General features: G+C 35.2%; 21 protein-coding genes. 14 read left to right on the forward strand and 7 right to left on the reverse strand.

All coding sequences use genetic code 11. The features are described from left to right. Positions 1–93: 93 nt before the first annotated feature. Entirely contained in the window at positions 94–861 is a 768-nt protein-coding gene (locus BFM98_RS04975) for a sulfite exporter TauE/SafE family protein (protein ID WP_066036694.1), read from the reverse strand. A 104-nt stretch (positions 862–965) separates the two neighbouring features. On the opposite strand from BFM98_RS04975, the gene BFM98_RS04980 reads away from it, so the two are divergent. Next, entirely contained in the window at positions 966–1,850 is an 885-nt protein-coding gene (locus tag BFM98_RS04980; RefSeq protein WP_066036695.1) for a LysR family transcriptional regulator, read from the forward strand. Between the two features lie 103 nt (positions 1,851–1,953). On the opposite strand, the gene BFM98_RS04985 is transcribed toward BFM98_RS04980, so the two are convergent. Further along, entirely contained in the window at positions 1,954–2,853 is a 900-nt protein-coding gene (locus tag BFM98_RS04985) for a PhzF family phenazine biosynthesis protein (protein WP_066036696.1), read from the reverse strand. Between the two features lie 124 nt (positions 2,854–2,977). Here BFM98_RS04985 and BFM98_RS04990 point away from each other — a divergent pair, with 124 nt between their 5' ends. After that, entirely contained in the window at positions 2,978–3,859 is an 882-nt protein-coding gene (locus tag BFM98_RS04990) for a LysR family transcriptional regulator (RefSeq protein ID WP_066036697.1), read from the forward strand. A gap of 123 nt (positions 3,860–3,982) precedes the next feature. Here BFM98_RS04990 and BFM98_RS04995 read toward each other — a convergent pair whose 3' ends face one another. Continuing rightward, the gene (locus BFM98_RS04995; RefSeq protein ID WP_066036698.1) at positions 3,983–4,894 is read right to left on the reverse strand and encodes a DNA glycosylase; all 912 of its coding nucleotides are present in this window, start codon (positions 4,892–4,894) and stop codon (positions 3,983–3,985) included. Positions 4,895–5,056: 162 nt separating this feature from the next. On the opposite strand from BFM98_RS04995, the gene BFM98_RS05000 reads away from it, so the two are divergent. The 4 genes from BFM98_RS05000 (at position 5,057) to BFM98_RS05015 (ending at position 7,842) form a co-directional block, all read left to right on the forward strand. Continuing rightward, positions 5,057–5,770: a 2OG-Fe(II) oxygenase gene (locus BFM98_RS05000; RefSeq protein ID WP_066036699.1), complete on the forward strand. Its 714-nt coding sequence runs from the start codon at positions 5,057–5,059 to the stop codon at positions 5,768–5,770. 85 nt (positions 5,771–5,855) lie between these two features. Then, positions 5,856–6,476 carry a bifunctional transcriptional activator/DNA repair enzyme AdaA gene (locus tag BFM98_RS05005; protein ID WP_066036700.1) on the forward strand — a complete coding sequence of 207 codons (621 nt, stop codon included), beginning with the start codon at positions 5,856–5,858 and terminating at the stop codon, positions 6,474–6,476. Then, positions 6,460–6,993, forward strand: a complete 534-nt coding sequence (gene adaB / locus BFM98_RS05010) for a methylated-DNA--[protein]-cysteine S-methyltransferase (protein ID WP_054550483.1) — start codon at positions 6,460–6,462, stop codon at positions 6,991–6,993. Before BFM98_RS05005 ends, adaB begins: the two co-directional genes overlap by 17 nt. A gap of 30 nt (positions 6,994–7,023) precedes the next feature. Further along, positions 7,024–7,842: an SPL family radical SAM protein gene (locus BFM98_RS05015; protein ID WP_066036701.1), complete on the forward strand. Its 819-nt coding sequence runs from the start codon at positions 7,024–7,026 to the stop codon at positions 7,840–7,842. An 87-nt stretch (positions 7,843–7,929) separates the two neighbouring features. Here BFM98_RS05015 and BFM98_RS23810 read toward each other — a convergent pair whose 3' ends face one another. Beyond that, a complete protein-coding gene (locus BFM98_RS23810; protein ID WP_016992948.1) occupies positions 7,930–8,079 on the reverse strand; it encodes a hypothetical protein in 150 nt (49 codons plus the stop codon). 265 nt (positions 8,080–8,344) lie between these two features. Between BFM98_RS23810 and BFM98_RS05020 the strand changes: the two genes are divergently transcribed. Both BFM98_RS05020 and BFM98_RS05025 read left to right on the forward strand, forming a co-directional pair. Further along, positions 8,345–8,794 (forward strand): GNAT family N-acetyltransferase, encoded by a 450-nt coding sequence (locus BFM98_RS05020; RefSeq protein ID WP_066036702.1) that lies wholly within the window; start codon positions 8,345–8,347, stop codon positions 8,792–8,794. A 224-nt stretch (positions 8,795–9,018) separates the two neighbouring features. Beyond that, positions 9,019–11,175: an ATP-dependent helicase gene (locus BFM98_RS05025; protein WP_066036703.1), complete on the forward strand. Its 2,157-nt coding sequence runs from the start codon at positions 9,019–9,021 to the stop codon at positions 11,173–11,175. A gap of 64 nt (positions 11,176–11,239) precedes the next feature. On the opposite strand, the gene BFM98_RS05030 is transcribed toward BFM98_RS05025, so the two are convergent. Next, positions 11,240–12,109: a LysR family transcriptional regulator gene (locus tag BFM98_RS05030; protein ID WP_066036704.1), complete on the reverse strand. Its 870-nt coding sequence runs from the start codon at positions 12,107–12,109 to the stop codon at positions 11,240–11,242. A gap of 182 nt (positions 12,110–12,291) precedes the next feature. On the opposite strand from BFM98_RS05030, the gene BFM98_RS05035 reads away from it, so the two are divergent. Then, a complete protein-coding gene (locus BFM98_RS05035; RefSeq protein WP_066036705.1) occupies positions 12,292–13,185 on the forward strand; it encodes a DMT family transporter in 894 nt (297 codons plus the stop codon). A 195-nt stretch (positions 13,186–13,380) separates the two neighbouring features. Here the strand turns inward: BFM98_RS05035 and BFM98_RS05040 are convergent, their stop codons facing one another. Continuing rightward, entirely contained in the window at positions 13,381–14,001 is a 621-nt protein-coding gene (locus tag BFM98_RS05040; RefSeq protein WP_048392989.1) for a class I SAM-dependent methyltransferase, read from the reverse strand. A 500-nt stretch (positions 14,002–14,501) separates the two neighbouring features. On the opposite strand from BFM98_RS05040, the gene BFM98_RS05045 reads away from it, so the two are divergent. Beyond that, the gene (locus BFM98_RS05045) at positions 14,502–14,822 is read left to right on the forward strand and encodes an ArsR/SmtB family transcription factor (protein WP_048392987.1); all 321 of its coding nucleotides are present in this window, start codon (positions 14,502–14,504) and stop codon (positions 14,820–14,822) included. 547 nt (positions 14,823–15,369) lie between these two features. Here the strand turns inward: BFM98_RS05045 and BFM98_RS05050 are convergent. Beyond that, complete coding sequence (locus BFM98_RS05050; RefSeq protein WP_048395961.1) at positions 15,370–15,645, reverse strand: YqhV family protein; 276 nt, start codon at positions 15,643–15,645, stop codon at positions 15,370–15,372. A gap of 372 nt (positions 15,646–16,017) precedes the next feature. Between BFM98_RS05050 and BFM98_RS05055 the strand changes: the two genes are divergently transcribed. The 4 genes from BFM98_RS05055 (at position 16,018) to BFM98_RS05070 (ending at position 18,635) form a co-directional block, all read left to right on the forward strand. Continuing rightward, a complete protein-coding gene (locus tag BFM98_RS05055; protein ID WP_066036706.1) occupies positions 16,018–16,728 on the forward strand; it encodes a cytochrome c biogenesis CcdA family protein in 711 nt (236 codons plus the stop codon). 38 nt (positions 16,729–16,766) lie between these two features. Next, positions 16,767–17,300, forward strand: coding sequence for a thiol-disulfide oxidoreductase ResA (resA, locus tag BFM98_RS05060; RefSeq protein ID WP_066036707.1), 534 nt, complete (start codon positions 16,767–16,769; stop codon positions 17,298–17,300). Positions 17,301–17,331: 31 nt separating this feature from the next. Then, positions 17,332–17,514 carry a DUF1541 domain-containing protein gene (locus tag BFM98_RS05065; RefSeq protein WP_066036708.1) on the forward strand — a complete coding sequence of 61 codons (183 nt, stop codon included), beginning with the start codon at positions 17,332–17,334 and terminating at the stop codon, positions 17,512–17,514. Positions 17,515–17,756: 242 nt separating this feature from the next. Beyond that, positions 17,757–18,635: a C39 family peptidase gene (locus tag BFM98_RS05070; RefSeq protein WP_139111218.1), complete on the forward strand. Its 879-nt coding sequence runs from the start codon at positions 17,757–17,759 to the stop codon at positions 18,633–18,635. The last annotated feature ends 13 nt before the right edge of the window (positions 18,636–18,648 follow it).

An 18,648-nucleotide genomic window follows, 5' to 3' on the forward strand; every position in this document is an offset into this window, starting at 1 on the left:
TATTATACTAACAGTCGTAAATTTCGGATTCTAAACAAGCTCCACCTTAGATGTCCTTAAATTTGGGGGCAAAAAAGGTAGGACTTGTTTCGCTTATTTTATTAAATCCGACACTACTTGAACAATTAAGAACAAAAAAATGATTGGTAAAATAATTTGAATCCATTTTGTTTGGATATACGGAACAATCTTTAAACCTAAGAAAGAGCCAGCAATAGAGCCAAGTGACACAGGGATAGCAATTCCCCAATTAACAATGCCAGTAAAGTAATAAAAGAGAAAAGCACCTGTACAGCTTGATAACGAGAGCATTCTCGTTAACTCGGCTGCTTTTAAATAATGGTATTGTTTTTTCAAGAAATAGGTTATATTCATTAGAGCTGAGCCTGGTCCAAAACCACCGTCATATATGGAAATTGCAAATGGAATAAGCTTGTTCAAGGGTTGTTCCTCTGTTTCTTTTACATCTTTGACAATCCATTTATTACTGCAAAGGACAATCAGAAATGCAAAAATTAAGCTTATACAAGCGACGACATTCATGATTTGTTCCGATAAGAGGATTGCGAATAATGCCCCAAATACTCCACCTATACTAGCAACAAACATGAAAGAAAAATACTTTTTTACAGATAAATGTCCTTTTATGACAAATGAAACAACATTTGATAGGGCTGATAAGCCTGTCGCAAATTTATTAACGGCAACGGTTGTATGAATTGGAATGCCGACGAGCAACAATGAAGGCATCAAAATAAAGCCTGCTGCACCAAAAAGAACGCCTATTATGGCTGCGAGTAAACCAATTGTAAATAAAATAACTCCTTTTACTGTTAACCATTCATGTAGTAAAATTTCCATTCAATCACCTCAATACTTAAATTACTGGTAAACTATACATAAAACAAATATATAATTATTGCTTATTCATAAATATTATTTATGGATAGAAAGGTTGGAATGGAATGAATTTACATGCATTGAGGATCTTTACGAATGTAGCCAAGCTTGGGGGAATTACTGCAGCGGCGAATAGTATGCTACTAAGTCAACCTGCTGTTACCATACAAATTCGAAAATTAGAGAATGAAATAGGGGCAAAATTGATTGAAGGTAAAGGGCGTGGAATTCAATTAACACCAGAGGGGAAGTTTTTATACGAGCAAGGCATGCGTTTATTTTACTTAGAAGCACAAATCGATGAGAAGCTTGGTAAGTTTTTAGCAAAGGAAGACAAAATACATATTGCGTCCTCTTACATCCCTATTAATTATATACTTCCGCCTAACATAGCTAAATACAAGCTTGCACATCCTCAAATTGAATTTTTTGTATCGTTAGGCAATGTTCAATCTGTGGAGGAGCAAGTTCTGAATTATGAAGTAGATTTTGGCTTTGTCGTTCAAAGTAAAATTGGTCATGAAGATTTACAATTTGAAAAGGTATTGGATATCCCGTTTTGGTTTATAGTCCATCCTTCACATCCTCTAGCAAATCAAACTGTCTCCATCTATGAATTATCGAACGAGGACTTTATTTATCGGGAACGTGGTAGCTCGACACTCGATTTATTGGAGTCCATTTTTTACACATTTAATGCGCCATTACCTAAGTTAGGGCTTCAAATGCAGGGCTTACACGAATCCATAAAAGTAGTGGAAGCGGGGTACGGCATGACTTTAGCTCCGTCCTATAGTGTAGATGAAAGTATAACAAACGGGAAACTTGCTCAAGTGTATGTTGAGCAGGCAGCTATTCAGCAAAGTTTATTTATTTGCTCTCGAAAAACCGATCTCATGGAGCAACCATTTTTGCAATACTTAAAAACGCATTTAAATGCATTAAACTAACCACTTTATTTGGCATAAATAAGACTTCTCTAAATTTAAGTGAAGAATTTAGAGAAGTTTATTTTATGATGATGATTAACACAGAAAATTCAGAAAAATAGTATTATAAAAGTATTTTTCCCTCTATTGAAACAACTGCTGCTCCCGCTACTTCAATAACAGCGTTCTCCCCATCAGGTGTAATCGTGACATAAAGAGTTCCAGGTCTATTAATCGTATGTCCTTGTCCAATTACTAATTGATGTTTTTCTTGTGGAGCTAGTATATTTTCTAGATATAAATAACCACCTAATGCACCGTTTGCTGCCCCTGTAACTGGATCTTCATCGATCCCTATATTTGGGCAAAAATCTCTTGTATAAATATCAAATTCCCCATTTGTGTCAAAGGTAAAGAGGTGAGTGGTTGATATGTTAAAATGATTGTTCATCTTTTTAAGCTCATTTAATTTAGGTTCTGCTTGATCAATTGCTTGACGTGTTTTAACGGGAACCATAAGATGTGGGACCCCTGTGTTCGCTATTTTTATCGGGTATCGATCATCAATGTCCGTTTCCTCTAAACCCACAAGGTCCGCAACGACTTCAGGGCTAATGTCTATACTTTTTACATGGGGACGTACTTGAGTCATGGACACGCTCTTTAAGTGATTGTTTTCCGTAATCCATTTTACAGGAATTAGTCCAATGTTTGATTCAAAGATTATTTTCTCGTCCTTATCAATCCAATTGTACTTACTAGCCATTAACCATGCTGTACCTAACGTAGCGTGACCGCAAAAGTCAACTTCTTTTGTAGGAGTAAAATATTTTATTTGATAATCTGCATTTACATTTGTTGATGGTAAAAGAAAGGCCGTTTCCGAAAGGTTTAATTCATTGGCTATGTTTAGCATTTCCTCATCTGTTAAATTTTCAGCATGAGGTATGACGCCAGCCGGATTTCCTCCAAACGTTTCTGTGGTGAATGCATCCACATAAAAAAACTCTACCACTTTTTTCATTGCTATCTCCTCCTTCATTCTAAGATTATTGTAGTATGATAGAATTGATAAGTAAAATTCATGTTTTTAATCTTAAACATGAGGAAGTCGAATGGAAAGTTAAATCTTATACGGAGGTTAACTTGTGAACCTTTTGCAAATAGAAATATTCGTCAAAGTAGTCGATATTGGGAATTTCACAAAAGCAGGAGAAATATTGGCGATGACACAATCGGGCATAAGCCATAATATCGCTTCATTAGAGTCAGAACTCGGTATTAAACTTTTGAATAGAGGAAGAAACGGTATCTCATTAACAGATAGTGGAGAACGTATCATCAACAATATGAGAAATATCTTATCAGAAGCAGAAAGCATTAAACAAGAAGCGGCATCTATTTTAGGAATACAAAACGGAAAAATAAATATTGGCAGCTTTTCAAGTTTCGCTTCAAAAGTGTTGCCAACGATCATATCACGGTTTAAAGGAGAGTTTAAGGGAATTGAAATAAATTTTTATGAGGGGAGCTATGACCAAATTACACGTTGGGTAGAAGAGGGGAAAGTGGATATAGGTTTTACATCTTTAAGTAACCCTATGGATCATTTTGAGGCTACCACCATAGTAAGAGATAGATTAGTAGCAATCGTACCGATTCATCATCATCTTGCCATAAATGAACAAGTAAAAGCGGAAGAACTTCAAGGGGAGGCTTTTATTATGCCTCAGCTAGGATGTGAAGTGAGTGTTAAGAAGTTTTTACAGGAACAAGAGGTATCCCCAAACATAGAGTTTAATGTGGAAGAAAATCAAACAATCATTGCAATGGTACGTGAAGGATTAGGCATTACAATCATACCAGAACTAGCTTTACCCTATAATTTAGCTGGTACCATTGTAAAACCTCTCTTACCCGAACCTTTCCGAGAAATAAGCATCATTACTCGCTCAAAGAAGCAACCCCTTCCCGCTGTCAAAGAGTTTATAAAAACAACCATGGATTGTATTAAAGAATTACAGCTATAAGAATTCTGTGTCCATTGCGATTGTTCATCATCATTGTGCTTTTGTAGAAGCATAAAACATACCTACGTAAGAGCATGTTTTGGTTCATTTTTTCAAAACATGCTCAAATCAAGGTGATGATATTTAGTAAAGAACACGCCATAAATAGAAGGTAGCGTAGGATTCCCAGTTTTTCCATGGTATCGAGAGCGCTAAAATTTCCTCTTTCGTAGGCTTTTGGTTCATATTACGTAATGTTTTTATTGAATTAATCAGACCTACATCATCGATTGGAAAAGCCGTCTGAAACCCTAGGCAGCGCATTAGCACGTAATTGGCTGTCCAAGGTCCGATTCCTCGTATTTTGATTAAGCTTTTTTCTGCCTCTTTAAAATTCATTTTCATTAATTGTTCCTTCGATAATTCTCCGCATGCCATTAATCTTGCAATGCCAATGATATATTCACTTTTTTTAACCGTCATTTTAATAGCTGCTAGGTCAGTAGGTTCTAACTGTGCAATTCGTTCGTATGGAGGGAATACCCAATACTTTTTACCATTCCATTCGATAGAATCGCCAAAGCTTTCTACAAATTGTCTCTTTAAAGAGTAGGCAAAGGCAAGGTTGATTTGTTGCCCTAAAACGCCCCAGCATAACGCTTCAAATAAATCGGGAATGCCGATAACTCGTAATCCATAGAATTTTTGGGCAGGTATTTTAAGTAATGGATCTGTATTTGCCATTTCATAAAATGGCGTTAAATCGTTATCAAGATCAAACCATTCAATTATATATGTTGCAATTTTTTCCCGCTCCCTCTTTTCAATAGGCCTAGAACCATTTAGGAATTGAACAACCATTTGTTGATTATCGATTACGCTTATCTGTACTAAAGACTGCATTTCTCCAATGGCTATCACTTTTGTGATGATATTGTTCTCTATTTCATACAGGCATTCATTTTTTTCTCTTGTTAAATAGCCTAGATTTGCATTCATATCAAAATTTGCTGGTAAGGTAATGATCATCACATCGTCAACGTCATGCCATATCACTTTTTCATTCTCCTTTTCAACATACACAGTTTGTTAGTTTACTTTATCATAAAAGTAGCTTTACTCATTTTGTTATCTTGCTATTCCATTCTAAACGCCTTATTTTTTTCTATTGATGAGGTTATAGTGTTAGTTATTAAGAAGGCTAAGGAGGGAATAAAAATGGTCCAAGATATTCAAACACGTGTTGGCGGCTTGGAGTGGGATTCCATTCAACATGAACTAGATAAGCAAGGATTTGCAAAGCTTCCAGTAATTTTAACAAAAGAGGAATGTGAATTTTTAATAGGGTTGTATGGTAAGGAAGAGCCATACAGAACGACCATTAATATGACGAGGTATCGCTTTGGGGAGGGGGAATACAAATATTTTTCCTATCCATTGCCTGAAATCATCCAAAGTTTAAGAGAGTCCTTTTATCAAGAATTGGCCAAAACAGCTAATCGATGGTTAGGTTATTTAAAGAAAACAGCGCAGTTTCCAGCTCAGCTTCAAGATTTTTTGAACACTTGTAAAGAATATGAACAAACTAGACCGACACCGTTACTCTTAAAGTATGAAACAGGTGGCTTTAATTGTTTGCATCAAGATTTATATGGCGATGTGTTTTTCCCGTTTCAAGTAGTATTTGTATTAAATCAACGCGAACAAGACTTTTTTGGTGGAGAATCACTCCTAGTGGAACAAATTCCACGTGCTCAGAGTAGGGGACATGTCATTACGTTAGATCAAGGCAGTGCGCTCATCTTTCCTACAAACCATAGACCTGTTCTAGGGAAAAGGGGATATTATAAACATACGGTTCGTCATGGAGTAAGTACGATTACTGCTGGAGAACGATACGGTCTTGGCATCATTTTTCACGATTCTAAATAAAAAAACTTCAATATCTTGCTATTCCATATCTAGAATTGTACATTGTGAATTTTTAGGGAGTATATTGTAAGGAGAGGTGAGATAAATGCTGGATCCTATGAATGATGAAAATGATATTTTGAATAATGTAGAAATGATGACAGATGAAAAATGGCAAGCCATTATCACGAATGATACAGCGTACAACAATCAATTTTTCTATGCTGTCAAGTCAACAGGGATATTCTGTAAACCATCCTGTAAGTCTCGCGTTCCGAAAAAAGAGAATGTATGTATTTTTGCAACCGCAGAACAAGCACTCCACGCAAAATTTCGCCCTTGTAAACGTTGCAAGCCTACTAATGAAAATTTGCCTGATAGCGAGTGGGTTGATATTATCACAGCATACATTGATCAAAATTTCGCTGAAAAATTAACGCTCGAATCATTAGCAATGATTTGTCATGGGAGCCCCTATCATATGCATCGAACATTTAAAAAAATTAAAGGCATGACGCCCGTTGAGTATATACAACAAGTTCGCGTACACGCGGCTAAAAAGTATTTGATTGAGACGAATAAAGCAATAGGCGATATTGCCATATGTGTGGGTATGGCGAATGCACCCTATTTTATTACTTTATTTAAAAAGAAAACAGGTCAGACCCCAGCGCAATTTCGTCAAATGAGAAAAATGGAGGAAATGAATGATGGAAATAAAAAATAAACCAACCCTTTTTTGGTCTTTACTCAAGTTTGAGGATTGGCATTTTTATATTGCTGCTACCTCCAAGGGCCTTGTGTTTGTTGGTTCACAGAACAAACCAATCGAGGAAATGTTTGAATGGGCGAAGAAACGCTTTCCAGGAAGTCCTTTTGTTGAAGATGAGGAAAAGCTTGAACCCTATGTCAATGAAATCATTCAGTATCTAGCAGGAAAGAGGCAAACCTTTACTATCCCATTTGAGTACGTAGGTACGCCATTTCAGCTAGCAGTCTGGCAAGCACTTTGTGAAATTCCTTATGGGCAGACGAAATCCTATTCAGACATTGCCCATGCTATCAATAAACCAGCAGCTGTTCGTGCTGTTGGAGCGGCTATTGGGGCTAATCCAGTGTTACTTACTGTACCGTGCCATCGTGTAACAGGAAAGAATGGCTCTTTAACAGGCTATCGGGGCGGATTAGCAATGAAGAAATTGCTCTTGGAACTTGAAAAGCGAGGTTCATCTAGCAATGCGTAATACTTGCTTTACATGGAATGGAGGTTTCGTATGAAAAGCGAATTATTCTATAAGTATCCAAAAACCATTTTGAATAAAGGAACTGGCTTTCTTTCTGGCTATACGCATTCGCTCAATCCTTATACAGGCTGTTCATTTGGATGTTCTTATTGCTATGTACGTCAAATGCCTGTATCTCTTTTTCGAGAAGGAGAATGGGGTAGTTGGGTCGATGTTAAAAACGGTGCGGCGAATGTATTAAAAAAGGAGCTTCATCGTGCCAAAGCCAAAGGGCCTGTAACCATTTTTATGTCCTCAAGTACAGACCCGTATCAGCCAATAGAGCATAAGGAAAAAGTGACGCGATCTTTACTAGAAGTTATGCTAGAGGATCCCCCTGATTTCTTATTTGTACAGACGAGAAGTCCACTTGTCAGTCGAGATATTGATTTGCTGCGACAATTTAAAGAAAAAGTGCGGGTAAGTATGACAATTGAGACAGATTCGGAAACGATACGTAAACATTTTACGCCAATGGCACCTCCAATCCAAGCGCGTTTTAAGACATTGGAAAAATTAGCAGCTGCGGACATACCGACCCAAGTTGCTATCGCGCCCATTTTACCAAGTGGAGAATATTTTCCTTTGAAATTGAAGCAACTCGTCGATCGGATATGTATAGATGACTACTTCATGGGAGATGGCAGTGGTGGAAAACGCACAAGAAAACTTGAGATTGAGAAAAAATATGACCAACTTGGTTTAGAAGAATGGTATGGACCAGATGTAATAAAAAAAATATACAACCGATTTATTGAAATCTTTCCAGAAAATCATGTTTATATAAGTCAGGCTGGGTTTGAGCCGTAAAATGCTGTAATAGATGGATTATAAAAATAGCCCCAATACCCATCTTTACTGAAGTGAGTATTAGGGTTTCTTCACATGATAGTATGATTAACGTTTGTTTTCATTTTGAATTTGACTGAAATCTACTTCTTCAGCAAACTCTTCTCTGTTTTTACGCTCATTGTTAGCATTTTGATTTTGATTCTGCTGTTTTTTGTTGTCTTGCGTTTTATTATTTTTATGTTTATTATTTCCCATTTTCATCTCACCTCCACCATTAGTGTGAGTGGAAGATGTTTTTTTATCCGTAGAACTTACATTTGATTCTTCAAGTAATGTGCTTTACTTTATTAAGGAGTATAGTATGAATGAAAATTTACCTAATTTATTTCTTAGACCATCAAAATAATATATGATGAAAGTAAACAGGCCATATGTTTTAATAACCAAACAAACGGTATCCAAAGTAATTGTGAAGAATGGTAATGCACCAACAACAGATAGCACTTAAGGAGGTACAGTAGTGAACCAACACAAAATAATTATTACGCAATATACCCCCCAATACGCTGAACAAACAGTTACTATGTGGCGAGATAGTAAGGAACAGGCGATTGGTCAAAAAGAAATTCATACCTTTGAAAGTCATGTATATTTCTTAAATCATCTATTAGCTGAGCAGTTTCACATCGATTTAGCGTTAATGGATGAAAAAGTAGTTGGCATGATTGCCTATAACGAAGAAGAAATAAGCCAACTATATATTCATATTGACTATCAAGGGATGGGCATAGGTCATACATTACTAGATAAAGTAAAAGCACAATCAAAAGGGCGATTAACTTTATACACATTTGAGGTTAATGAAAATGCCCAACGATTTTATGAAAAACATGGATTTAAAATCATAGGGAGAGGACATGAAAATGAAGAAAATTTAGCTGATATTCAATATGAATGGATAGCCAAATAAAAAATTTCACTAACGAGCTACAAAAAAGCGTTGTACATTTTGTATATACGCTTTTTTGTTTTTGATAAGATCTAAAAATGATGAAGAGGCAAACAATTTCCTTAACAGCTAAGATCACTCGAATGAGTAGTAGTCGAGCTTAGTTGCTTTTAATGCTCTTAAGAAGTTAATCAGTATCATCTGGTATAATAGAAAATAGATTTTTTTAGAACGGAGTAATTGATATGAATGGAGCGCAAAAAGCATTTTTTGAAGAAAAGGAGCGTTCACTTGGCGTTTATCTAAATGATGTGCAGAAGCAGGCCGTATTGCAGACGAATGGACCGCTGCTACTATTGGCATCTCCTGGTTCAGGAAAAACGACGACGATTATTATGCGTATTGGCTATATGATCGAGGCGCTTGGTGTCAAGCCTGCTCGCATAAAGGCTGTTACGTTTAGTAAGGCATCAGCAAATGATATGAAGGCACGTTTTGCAAAGTTTTTTCCGCATTTGCCACCAGTTGATTTCTCGACGATTCATAGTTTAGCATTTCAAGTTGTGCGGCAGACACTTGAACGTCAGGGCATTTCGTACGGGATTATCGAAGAAGCGGACGGGCCTGGTGTAATGTCAAAAAAACGAGTGCTTCGTGAGATTTTTGAACAATTAAATGGCTCCAAAATTACGGAAGATCAGTTAGACGAGCTACTGACGTACATAACGTTCATCAAAAATAAAATGCTGCCAGAACAGGAATGGGCAATTGCAGAAGTAAAGGTGCCAAGAAAAGTCGAGATTTTACAGCATTATGAGGAATATAAGCGCACAGCTAGTGACCGATTGCTCATTGATTTTGACGATATGCTGTTAATGGCGAATGATATTTTTACGAAAAATCGAGAGGTGTTGGCGCAATTTCAACGTCGATACGATTTTTATTTAACGGATGAAAGTCAGGATACATCGCCTGTTCAACATGCGATCATCGAGAAGCTTGTCGCTGTCCATCAAAATTTATGCGTCGTTGCCGATGAGGATCAGGCCATTTATAGCTGGCGCGGTGCAGAGCCAGATTATTTGTTGAATTTCCAAAAGATTTATCCAGAGGCACGTGTTTTACTAATGACACAAAATTATCGTTCATCTGCCTCGATTGTAGAGCCAGCCAATCTTTTCATTCAGCGAAATAAAAAACGATATAACAAACAAATGTTTACGCAAAATCCTGCAGCAGAGCCAATCTCGTTTAAAATCCTAGAGAATTACAGCTTACAGGCCAAATATGTAGTGAATCAGTTAAAAAGCTTGTCTAAGCGTGGCTCAACGGCTGTTTTATATCGAAATAATACGTCAGCCATTCCTCTTATGGACGCATTAGACAGAGCGGGCTTGCCTTTCTATATGAAAGATTCCACCATTCGCTTTTTTACGCATTGGGTTGTGGAGGATATAATGAACTTCATGCGTCTAGCGTACAATACAAAAAATATCTCGATATTTGAAAAAGTTTACAGAAAAATGAATGCTTATATTACACCAACGCAATTAAAGGCACTGCAGAAAGTACCAGAGGATGGCTGTGTATTCTCACTATTACTAGAGCATGTGGAATTAAAGGATTATCAGCCTGAATATATTAAGCGAATTCGCAAAACGTATGATAGCATTCAATTTGATCAAACAACACCAACAGCCATGCTAGAGCATATCCGTTATGACTTTGGTTATGAGCGTGCCTTAAAGAAAATGAGCGAGGACCTCGGTTTTAATTATGAAAATTTACTAGATATTGTGGATGTACTTGGACTAATTGCTCGCCATACGTCGACGATGACTGAATTTGCGGGTCGTTTGAAGTACCTTGAAAATTTAGCACATACATCTCATCTGAAAAATGAAATGAATGCCATTACATTAACAACCTTACACAGTTCAAAGGGCTTGGAATTTGACCGTGTGTATTTGATTGACTTAATTGATGGGATTTTACCTACTGAGACGGAAGAAGCAATAGAGGAAGAAACAAGACTCTTTTATGTCGGTATCACACGTGCAATTCGCCATTTGGAATTAATTTCGTACAGCAAGCGCTTTAAAGCAAGTGTGGTGCCATCAATATTTATGAAGGCGTTAAAGCAAATCGTTTCTCCTCAGGAATTACCAAAGAAAGCGTCGAAAAGTCCGAGGAAAGCATTGAAGCAATACCGTAATGATCAGACAATTACAACGGAGTCAGCGTTAATCGTTGGCTCAAAGGTGAAGCATGTGATGTTTGGAGAAGGAAAAATTTTGGAGGTCACAAGTAGCACGATCAAATTGTCATTTGATGCAGGGATAAAGCAGTTTATGACGGATACATGTTTACAGCAAGGCTATTTAGAAGCGGTTGAAGATTAATGCAGCGTATTCGAGATTTTTTCGAATACGCTTTTTATAGTGTGCAAAATAATAGCTAAACTTCTTATTTTCTCTTTCTATAGGATAAATATTCTATAAATCTCTTTGCTGCAAGTGACAGCGATTTTTGCTCTCTCATCGCAATTCCAATAGTTCGAAAAGCAGGGATCTCAAGCTCTTTCGCGATAATTTGGTAAGGAATGCGTTCTAAAATCAGTTCAGGTAATATACTGATTCCCAACCCGTTTTCCACCATTGACATAATGGCATAGTCGTCCCATGTTGTAAAAGAAATATGCGGCGAGATATTGTGCTTCTCAAAAATTTCGGAGATTTCAGCTTTTGCGCCTTTTTCTAAAAGCATGAAGGGACTGGTCAATAGTTCACTTATAGGAAATTTATCGCAATCAGCAAGAGGATGATCCTGATGAATGACTACCAACAAACGGTCTTGTTCTACAAAGATTGTTTCCATTTTAGCTTTTGTTGGTAGTCGTAAAAATCCAAAGTCGACCCTACCTTCGATAATCCAGCTTTCGATTTCGGTGTAATCTCCTAAGAGTAACTCGAAATCAATCCCTGGATAATCCTGCTTAAAGAATTTGATCATATGAGGTAGCCAATGTGTTGCTACACTAGAAAATGTACCAATTCGGATGATTCCTGATTGGATATCATGTAAGTCTTCGATCTGCATCATTAACATTTCATGCTCATTACATATACGCTGTAATTGGGGCAGTAACTTTAAGCCATCGGATGTTAAACTGATTCCGGCACGACCTCGTTCAAAAAGGGAAATTCCCCATTCTGATTCTAAATCGTTGATCATACGGCTGATACCAGACTGTGTATAGTTTAATGCATCGGCAGCACTTGTAAAGCTCCCATATTCTACTGCTTTGACAAAGGCCATATATTTTTGGATATTCATTGCGCTATCCCCCTTTCATGCTATTTTGTTATGTGTAGCATGACAAACATTCAATTTTGTAATACATATAAGTATGCTATGCTATTCCCATTACAAAAGCAAGTTGAAAGGGAGTGGAAGGAAAGGACGGAAAAAACACCTAATAGTTCCTATTAAATTGCGGTAGGTTAGGGGAGTAGACAATGAAATCTAAATTTCAATTTATCGTATCAATGATTATTTTTGGCACAATCGGTTTAGTTGTACGTTACATTGATTTAGCGGCGAGTGAAAGAGCTTTACTAAGTAGTTTACTAGGATGCTTATTTTTATTCTTCATCTTCTCCATAATGAAGAAAAAAATATCCTGGAATTTAGTGAAATCGAATGCTTTATTTTTGTTTCTCTCAGGCGTTGCATTGGGAGGAAACTGGATTTTTCTCTATCAATCCTACGACCACACATCACTTGCCAATGCCACCCTAGGATATTACTTTGCACCAGTATTTGTAATGATTCTTTCACCTGTTGTACTTAGGGAACAATTATCCATAAAGAAAATAATATGCATTGTCATAGCAATTATCGGTATGATAATGATTGTAGGAGAAGGGGTGAGTGCAACGGAATCAGATGATTTCCTTGGACTTACCTTTGGATTGATGGCAGCTGCGTTTTATGCGGCATTGTTACTTTTAAACAAATTTATTAAAGAGATGGACAAGCTAGAGCTGACCATTATTCAACTTGGAACGACTGCATTATTACTGCTGCCGTATGTTTTTTTGACAGAAGGCTTGGGGATTTTTGGATTATCAAGCGCATCTATTCCTTTTATTTTAATTTTAGGTATCGTTAATACAGGGATTGGATTTTGGTTATTTTTTTCGGGAATGGAAAAATTGAAAGGGCAGAGTATTGCGATGCTAAGTTATGTCGATCCTTTTGTAGCAATATTGATTTCTGCAATGATATTGCAAGAGCAAATGACCCTAGTGCAAATTATCGGAGGGGTATTTTTATTAGGTTCTACATTTGTTAGCGAAATTCGATCCTTTAACTTTTCAAAACAACTCATGAAAAAACAAATAGAGTAACAATTTATCACGGGAGACTTAAATCGATAGTACATGGTATTTAACATTTATAGGGTTGTTCAATTACTAAGACAAAAATCAGCCAATTCAAGTTGGCTAATTGTTGTTTTTTAAACTCTTGATAAGATGCTTGAGCTTCTTGATGAGTTTCTCCAAAACGTTAACTGCTAGTTCAGCTATGCCCTTAATGATTAGCTAAGAGAGTTTAAGAACTTCAATATATCTATACATACCCTTTAACATAACAGATTCATCTCTTATAATTCTGAGCCTTTGATCATTTTGTTTAAACAACTCCTCAAAACTTCTACCAATATCTGTTCCTAACATACTTATAAATGGCCTTACCAATTTTTTTGTTAGCGTTAGTTTTTGATTTTTAGGAGCAAATTTATCAAAGATAAGAATTCTACCATCCTTCTTTAAAACTCTTATCATCTCTTCAAAGCATTTATTTTCATTAGGAACCACAGAAAGTATTAAACTAGCTACAATATAGTCAAATGATTCATCTGCAAAAGACATTTTTTGAGCATCCATTTCTAAAAAATTGATAGAAGAGTGCTCGAATTTATGTTGAGCTTTCGCTAGCATATCAGGAGAATAATCAATGGCAGTTATATCATAATCAACATAGTTGATTAATTCTAAATCAGCCCCAGTACCAATACCTACATAGAGGATTTTTTGTTTACGCTGAAAAGGCACTTCTTGAAAAATCCTCTTTCTAGTCTTTAAAAAAGTACCTGTATTAAAAAATTTATCGTAAAAGGAAGAGCCAATTTTATAGATAATTTTGTTCCACGTATTATTCAATGCTACATCCAGCCTTTCTACAGAGCGTATGAACTTCTAAAATCCTGTGTCCCCTCCGAAAATAGGAGTGACCCACGCAATAATCTTTGTCATCATGTCAAAATATAATAAAATCCCATTAAAATCAATAATCATAAATGGCTTCTTTTTGGAAGAAACGTAATTTGAGACAGCTTAAGAAAGTAAATTAAAAAAACCAGTACATTAATAAGTATGTATAATAAGCCTTTATCAGGGTTTTTTAGCCCTAAAGCCATTATTACAAGTGTCCAGCCAGTTGTGAAACCTGTCCCAAATTTAAACTAATATTCCTTTTCAGACAGTAAAAAATCTAACTTGAGGATGCCTACGTTTATTAGCTGAAGAGAGACCCATATTTTTTAAAATTTTTGACAGACATATTAGGTAGTGCTAGTATGTTTGACACACATATTAGTGATATCGAATATGATCATATCAAAACATATTAGCTAAGTCTAATATGAATTGGAGGAGATTTTGTGACAGAAAAAAATATTGACTTAAAAATTAAACTAATTCATGGATTTTCAAACAAGGTAAGACTTCAAATTTTAGAGTGTATCAAAGAGAAAGAGAAGACAGTATCTCAAATCGTCGAGGAATTAAAGGGAAATCAGTCTAATATCTCTCAACACTTAGCCTGTTTAAAAGGGTGTGGCATTATTGTTGGTCGTAATGAAGGAAAATATTGCTACTATAGTTTAAGAAATGAGCGTATTCGCGAACTTCTTGAAATGTTTGATACGGTTTTAGAAGATGTTCATTCTGATGTTGCGTGCTGTGCAAACCATGTAGATTAAAGATATATATAAATAAAAGCAGATTCCATAATATATAGGGAAGGATGCAGGAGATTTGAAATTATGAGGAAATAGGTGTTCCTTAACTATATGAATGAGCTAGTACAGAAAAAATCAAAGATAGAGGAACATCTTTACCAATAGGGTTAGTGGTCGTAAAGGTTTAATTAAGGTTAGTCCAAAGTAGAAAACTACCTGATCTGAATAGAAATTAAAAAAGGGTTACTGAGATAATGTAACCCTTATTGAGGGAGGTCGTGACGGTCAACCAACGCCACCACCGTATAAGTGCGTGCGATACACTCAATATAAATTTGTGCAAATAAAAGCTAATTATACATAAAAAAAGCAGCGTCGTCACACGCTACAGTAATTTAGTGAACATGTTAGGTGATTCATAAAAGAGTTTAACAAAGATTATGAATGTAACCATGCTATAAAGATACAGAAGATAACTTGGATCCAAAAGGTTATGAAGATTATTTTTTCGTCAAACTCATATTCTGACACTTGTATGCTTTTGCTGAATTTTAGTAATCTTTTATTTTTACTTAATATGTGAGCTAATAATAATAAGTGTTATACCCGTAAATAAGCAAACGATTCTTGTCACAGGTATTTTATCTGCTAGTCCAAATAATGCAATTGCTGTCGTTACGATTAAAACTGTTGGACCAACCAAAGCAAGCATTGTATTAATATAAAATGCTTTTTCTAGATTATTTAACTTTAGCATCAACAATCCAGCACTTACTTCAATACTCCCAGACAATACACGTAAAATAACCATAGCAAGAACCGACTTTTCAATAATTGTCATCATCCTATCTTTATAGAAAATTTAATATAATTCCATCATGAATAGAATAATAGATTTTTGTTTTAATGAAATACTAAAATCAATATATGTATGATTCGTATCTAATATGCTTGTTAGATTATGCTTTAATCCTTAGACTAGGAATATAATTGAAGATTTTTTCAATGTTTGGAATTAGCATAAAAAATGAGCTGTGTTTCTAAAGTTGAAACACGGCTCATTTTTTATTTTTAATCCCTATTTAGATTAATGAAAAATTCGAAAGCTATCAATAAAATTCTAATTCTTATATCACGCTGCATATGCATATATTCTCCATATTTATAGTCTATACTTTATTTTCAAATGGACTATAGAAAGGTTGAGTGAGCGTATTTGTTAGAGCAATTAAATTTACTTCTTGCATTTGGTGCTGGATTATTATCATTTGTATCACCTTGTTCATTACCATTGTATCCAGCTTTTCTATCTTATGTAACAGGAATATCCTTTAATGAACTGAAAGAAGAAAAAGGGATTTTGAGGCGAAAATCTCTGATACATACCCTGCTTTGTTTACTTGGTTTTTCTATTATTTTTATGGCACTAGGTTTTTCAACTTCTTTTATCGGACAGATTTTTATTCAGTATAAAGAGTTCCTAAGACAAATTGGAGCAATTATCATGGTCTTTTTTGGATTAGTTATTCTAGGTTTTTTTAAAATCGATATTTTACAATCTGAAAAAAAGATTCATTTTAAAAAAAGGCCCAAAGGATATTTTGGTTCGGTACTTATTGGTATGGGTTTTGCAGCTGGATGGACACCTTGTGCTGGACCAATTCTTGCAGGAGTAATAGCTTTAGGCGTGTCTGATCCTGAGAAGGGTATGTTGTACATGCTATTTTATGTGCTAGGTTTCTCTATACCTTTCCTAATAATGTCTTTATTTATCGGAAAAATGAAGTTTCTTCAAAGAAAAAATGGACTGTTTATGAAAATAGGTGGTGCAATAATGATTGTGATGGGGGTTTTATTATACTTTGATATGATGACTAAAATTATTGCGTTTTTAACACCGATTTTTGGAGGATTTACTGGTTTCTAGTTTTACATATATAAGAGAGGAAGGAGCCTAACTTCATTATGGATAAAAAAAAGAGAAGATTTCTTATGCGTTCAATTATATTAATTATATTATTTGGGGCAATATTCTTCACAGTCTATACAACTTTAACGCAAGATAAAAATGAAGTATTAAAAATAGGGGATGATGCTCCAAATTTTACTCTAGTTGATATGCATGGTGAGAAACATAATTTGGAGGAATACAAAGGACAAGGCGTCTTTTTAAACTTTTGGGGTACTTGGTGCAAACCTTGCGAAAGAGAATTTCCAATTATAGATAGATATTATAATGATTATAAAGAAAAGGGTATACAGGTATTAGCTATAAATATAGCAGAATCCGACTTCGTGGTTCAAAATTATATTGACCGAAAAGGTCTAACTTTTCCGGTTTTAATAGATAAAAATAAAAGTGTAATGGAAGCATATAATATCAATCCATTACCAACGACTATGCTTATTAATTCTGAGGGGAAAATAGAAAAAATAATCACTGGAGAAATGAAAGAACAAGATATAAAGAATTATATGGAACTAATTCTACCAGACTAAATAATGATTCTTAATCTCACTAAAGTCAATTTTGGGTAATTCAAAAATTGTTACATTGCATGTGCAGCGAAGACAAAATGAAGGAGATGAAAGAGGAATCAATTCCGCAGAGGAAACAACTGTGTATATGGTTGACTACACTTCTACTCCTGGTGTAAAAGTAACAATTCATAAATGGCTAACGGAAAGTGATGATCTACTCCGTAAAAATTAAATACTTAGAGATGTTCGACGAGTCAAGTCAATTTTGACAAAGGAACATCTTTTTTTTATGAAGAAATTCTAAAAATCCATTTTAATTTTAATCCATAGTTTCTCCATAATTATTCGTTATATTCATTTTGAATCATGTAATAATAACGGGAGGAGGTATGGGGCATTAGAAAGTGGGGAATTATTTTCACTTTAGGATTATTAGCAGTTATTTTAGAGGGTTGTACAAATAAAAATACAAACTTGAATACCATAACAGTGTTAACCGTTGAATTTTTTAGTGGAGATCCACTTAATGATCTATATGTGGTGTTACTTAATGAAGAAGGGAAAGAAATAGATTCAACAATTAGTTTGAATAAAGGTGAGGCTCAATTAAATAATTTGCAACCGAATGAAACCTATACAGTAAAAGTAGGGAATCCAAACAATTTTACAACAGGAATGTATTTAACAGAGAAAAAATTTACGTATACGTCATCTACACAATCCATATTAGTGCAAACATATGCAGTAAATCATAATAAAGGATTTGGAGTTCCTGTAATTCTACAAAATCCTGAATTACCAAATGGGTGTGAAATAACTACTCTTACAGCAGTACTTAATTACTATGGTGCAGAAACATCTAAATTAGAAATGGATCAAAATTATTTACCTAAACAATCGTTTGAATACAAAATGAAAAAAAAGTATGGGCCAAATCCTAATCAAGCATATGGCGGCGAGCCAAGCAATCTAGAAACGGGTACATATGTTTTTGCAGAACCAATTGTCAAAGCAGCTAATAATTTTATCACCGAGAGAAAGTTAGATTTACATGCAAAAAATAGTAGTGGAAGTACAATAAAAGAAATAACAAATTATATTAGACAGGGAATACCAGTTATTATATGGGTAACATTGGACCTCTCACCACCAAAGGTTAAAGGGGGATGGATTATGGAAGAAGCAGGTGAGTACCATCAAATGTATCAAAATTTACATACAATGGTACTATTATCTGTGGGAAATACGACTGTGGAAGTAATGGATCCACGTAAGGGATTGATAACATTGGATAAGGGAGCATTTTTTAATAGCTATGAAGCATTAGGCGAACAGGCAGTTGTTGTTTATTAACAATAGTTCATTA

Origin of the sequence: Lysinibacillus sp. AR18-8 (genome assembly GCF_001705465.1) — a bacterium.
Classification (GTDB): domain Bacteria; phylum Bacillota; class Bacilli; order Bacillales_A; family Planococcaceae; genus Lysinibacillus; species Lysinibacillus capsici.

Coding starts and splice junctions, on each gene's coding strand:
- BFM98_RS05035 (WP_066036705.1), top strand. CDS start 12,292: ATGAAATCTAAATTTCAATTTATCGTATCAATGATTATTTTTGGCACA.
- BFM98_RS04975 (WP_066036694.1), bottom strand. CDS start 861: ATGGAAATTTTACTACATGAATGGTTAACAGTAAAAGGAGTTATTTTA.
- BFM98_RS05005 (WP_066036700.1), top strand. CDS start 5,856: ATGCTGGATCCTATGAATGATGAAAATGATATTTTGAATAATGTAGAA.
- BFM98_RS05025 (WP_066036703.1), top strand. CDS start 9,019: ATGAATGGAGCGCAAAAAGCATTTTTTGAAGAAAAGGAGCGTTCACTT.
- BFM98_RS04985 (WP_066036696.1), bottom strand. CDS start 2,853: ATGAAAAAAGTGGTAGAGTTTTTTTATGTGGATGCATTCACCACAGAA.
- BFM98_RS23810 (WP_016992948.1), bottom strand. CDS start 8,079: ATGGGAAATAATAAACATAAAAATAATAAAACGCAAGACAACAAAAAA.
- resA (WP_066036707.1), top strand. CDS start 16,767: ATGGATAAAAAAAAGAGAAGATTTCTTATGCGTTCAATTATATTAATT.
- BFM98_RS05000 (WP_066036699.1), top strand. CDS start 5,057: ATGGTCCAAGATATTCAAACACGTGTTGGCGGCTTGGAGTGGGATTCC.
- BFM98_RS05030 (WP_066036704.1), bottom strand. CDS start 12,109: ATGAATATCCAAAAATATATGGCCTTTGTCAAAGCAGTAGAATATGGG.
- BFM98_RS05050 (WP_048395961.1), bottom strand. CDS start 15,645: ATGATGACAATTATTGAAAAGTCGGTTCTTGCTATGGTTATTTTACGT.
- BFM98_RS04980 (WP_066036695.1), top strand. CDS start 966: ATGAATTTACATGCATTGAGGATCTTTACGAATGTAGCCAAGCTTGGG.
- BFM98_RS05015 (WP_066036701.1), top strand. CDS start 7,024: ATGAAAAGCGAATTATTCTATAAGTATCCAAAAACCATTTTGAATAAA.
- adaB (WP_054550483.1), top strand. CDS start 6,460: ATGGAAATAAAAAATAAACCAACCCTTTTTTGGTCTTTACTCAAGTTT.